Raw genomic sequence first — 2,579 nt, 5'->3', positions numbered from 1 at the left:
CGCGTCTAAACGCCGAGGTGGCAGCACAAGAAGCACCGCCACCTGGCAAAAGCATCCGCACGCGGTTGTCAGCGGTTGTCGGCAGGGAGACAAGAGGAGGCTTGTTTCCCTGCCGACAGGCCTAATCTTCCTCGTACTTGGCGAGGAAGGCCTGCGTGCGCCGATGCTGGGGATGATTGATAAGATCGGCCGCGGCGCCTTCTTCCACGATAACGCCGCCGTCCATGAACACGATACGGTCGGCCACATCGCGCGCGAAGTTCATCTCGTGCGTCACAATGACCATAGTCATGTCCTCTTCGGCCAAATCACGGATGACCTTGAGCACGTCTTTGGTAAGCTCAGGATCGAGCGCGCTGGTAGGCTCATCGAAGAACAGCACATCAGGGTCCATCGCCAGCGCGCGGGCGATGGACACCCGCTGCTGCTGACCGCCCGAAAGTTCGCAGGGTACCATATCTTCCTTGCCATCAAGACCCATCTTCGCCAGAAGCTCGCGCGCATGAGCCAGCGCTTGGTCCTTGGGCTGCTTTAGCACGTGGATGGGTGCATCGACGATATTCTTCAACACCGTGTAGTGCGGGAACAGGTTGAAATTTTGGAATACCAGGCCGAAGCGCGTCTTAGCTTGTTTCAGCACGTCTTTCGAGGCATAGGCGGCCCGGCCCGCGCCATCGTTCTCGGCAGCAACCAGGTCGCCGAACGCGAGGCGGCCCGCATCAAGCGTTTCCAGCAACGTACAGCAGCGCAAAAGCGTCGATTTGCCACCGCCCGACGGGCCAATGACGGCCACCACTTCGCCTTTTCTCACCGAAAGCGAGATGTCCTTCAGCACGGCCGCGTCGCCGAAGCTCTTCTTCGCGTGCTCCAGCTGCACGAGCGTCTCGTCGGTCATAGCTCGCTCCTAATCGTGGTAGTAGTCGAGGTGCTTCTCGATACGGGTGAGCACCATTTCTACGATGAAGTTGAACACCCAGTAGATCACGCCGGCAATAACATACGGAATCATGCTCACCTGCGACGAAGCCAAAGCTTTCGCCTGCGCAAACATTTCCATAACGCCGATGACGAACGCGAGCGACGTGTCCTTCACCAACGTGATGACCTCGTTACCCAAAGCCGGCAGGATACGCTTCAGCACCTGCGGAAGCACGATCTTCATAAACGTCTGGGCACGCGAGTAGCCCAGCACCGCTGCCGCTTCGTACTGGCCGTGGGGGATCGACTGGATGCCGCTGCGGTATATCTCCGCAAAGTAGGCGGCATAGTTGACGATGAAGCCAATGGAGCAGGCCACGAACTTCCATTCCTGACCTGCCTGAATGCCGAAAACGAAGTACGGGCCGTACGCAAGCGCCATGAGCTGCAGCATAAGCGGCGTGCCGCGCATGACGGATATGTAGAACCGCGCAACGAGAGCGAGCGGCTTGAACTTGCTCATGCGGCAAAACGCCACCAGAATGCCGAGCGGCAGTGCCCCGACAAGCGTCACCAGAAAAATCTGAATGGTGAATGCGAAACCCGAGATCAGTATTCCCATCGTCGTACTGAAATCCACGTGATAACCTTCCTGCGCGTGCTCAGCCTAAACGCTTTACGCGAGCTTCCAGTTGTCGTAGCTCATACCGTATTTCTCATATTTCCCGCACAGTTGCTTCACGGTACCATCCGCGTCGAGCGCTTTGAGCGTGTCGGTCACCTGCTTGGCCAATTCAGTGTCGCCCTTCTTGAAGCCAACCGCGTAGTTCTCGGTGGACAGCGCCGGGTCGATCTTCACGTAGGTGCCCTTCTTGGCCGCCATCTGGTAATCGGCTATGGAAAGGTCGCAAGCGACGGCATCCACCATGCCGGATTCCAGCTGCATGAAAGCATTGTTGTAGTCTCCGATGGTCTGCAGCTCTTTGAACGTGCCGGCAAGCTGGGCTTGATCGCCCTCGAGCACGTCGAGCGCAGCGGAATCGACCTGCGTCATGACGATCTTCCCCTTGAGGTCGTCGAGCGACTTGATGCCGCTGTCCGCCCTAGCTACCACGACCTGCTCGTTGAGCATGTAGGGCTCGGAGAACGTGTAGCCGTCCTCGCGTCCTTCCATCGTGAAACCGTTCCAAATGCAATTGATAGTGCCGCTTCCCAGCAAGGCATCCTTCGCGTCCCAGTCGATGGGCTCCAGGTCAAGATCCCAGCCGTTCTTCTCGCACACGGCCTTAGCCAGATCGAGGTCGAAGCCGGCAAACTCGCCGTCGTCGCCCACAAACCCGTAAGGCGGGTAGCCCTGGTCGAAGCCGACCGTCAGCTTCGTTTTGCCATCCGCGCCGGCATCCTTCTGCGCGTCGCCGCCGCCCGAGCAGCCAGCCAGCACGACGGCGGCAAGTGCGAGCGTTGCCGCCACGGCTAAGATCGCCTTGAGTTTCTTCATGTGGTTCATCCTCCTGTGCGTCCCGCGGCCCAAGCCCTCTTCCCCTCGAGCCGTTTACTTTACTACGCTAAAGTGTTGGAGCGAGTATAGCACAGCAAAAAACCGTCTACTGTCAGACAATCCTAACGGAAGGCGGTTTGGAGGGTTTGGAGGGTTTGGAGGG

At 58.5% G+C, this 2,579-nt stretch carries 3 protein-coding genes; all 3 read right to left on the bottom strand.

Annotation, left to right across the window (positions count from 1 at the left end; translation table 11 throughout):
- Nucleotides 1-121: 121 nt before the first annotated feature.
- The 3 genes from RR842_RS05970 to RR842_RS05960 are packed head-to-tail and all read right to left on the bottom strand — an operon-like array spanning nt 122 to nt 2,416.
- A complete protein-coding gene (locus RR842_RS05970) occupies nt 122-895 on the bottom strand; it encodes an amino acid ABC transporter ATP-binding protein (protein ID WP_332512359.1) in 774 nt (257 codons plus the stop codon).
- A gap of 9 nt (nt 896-904) precedes the next feature.
- Nucleotides 905-1,558 (bottom strand): amino acid ABC transporter permease, encoded by a 654-nt coding sequence (locus tag RR842_RS05965; protein ID WP_332512361.1) that lies wholly within the window; start codon nt 1,556-1,558, stop codon nt 905-907.
- Nucleotides 1,559-1,594: 36 nt separating this feature from the next.
- Nucleotides 1,595-2,416: a transporter substrate-binding domain-containing protein gene (locus RR842_RS05960; RefSeq protein ID WP_332512362.1), complete on the bottom strand. Its 822-nt coding sequence runs from the start codon at nt 2,414-2,416 to the stop codon at nt 1,595-1,597.
- Nucleotides 2,417-2,579 lie beyond the last annotated feature (163 nt).

Source organism: Gordonibacter sp., from assembly GCF_036667095.1.
Taxonomy (GTDB): Bacteria; Actinomycetota; Coriobacteriia; order Coriobacteriales; family Eggerthellaceae; genus Gordonibacter.
Note: the sequence above shows the minus strand (reverse complement) of the source record. Positions and strands in the feature narration are given on the sequence as shown.

Bases quoted from the DNA above. Each gene is read 5' to 3' on its own strand.
- RR842_RS05960 (WP_332512362.1), bottom strand. From the start codon at position 2,416: ATGAAGAAACTCAAGGCGATCTTAGCCGTGGCGGCAACGCTCGCACTT.
- RR842_RS05970 (WP_332512359.1), bottom strand. From the start codon at position 895: ATGACCGACGAGACGCTCGTGCAGCTGGAGCACGCGAAGAAGAGCTTC.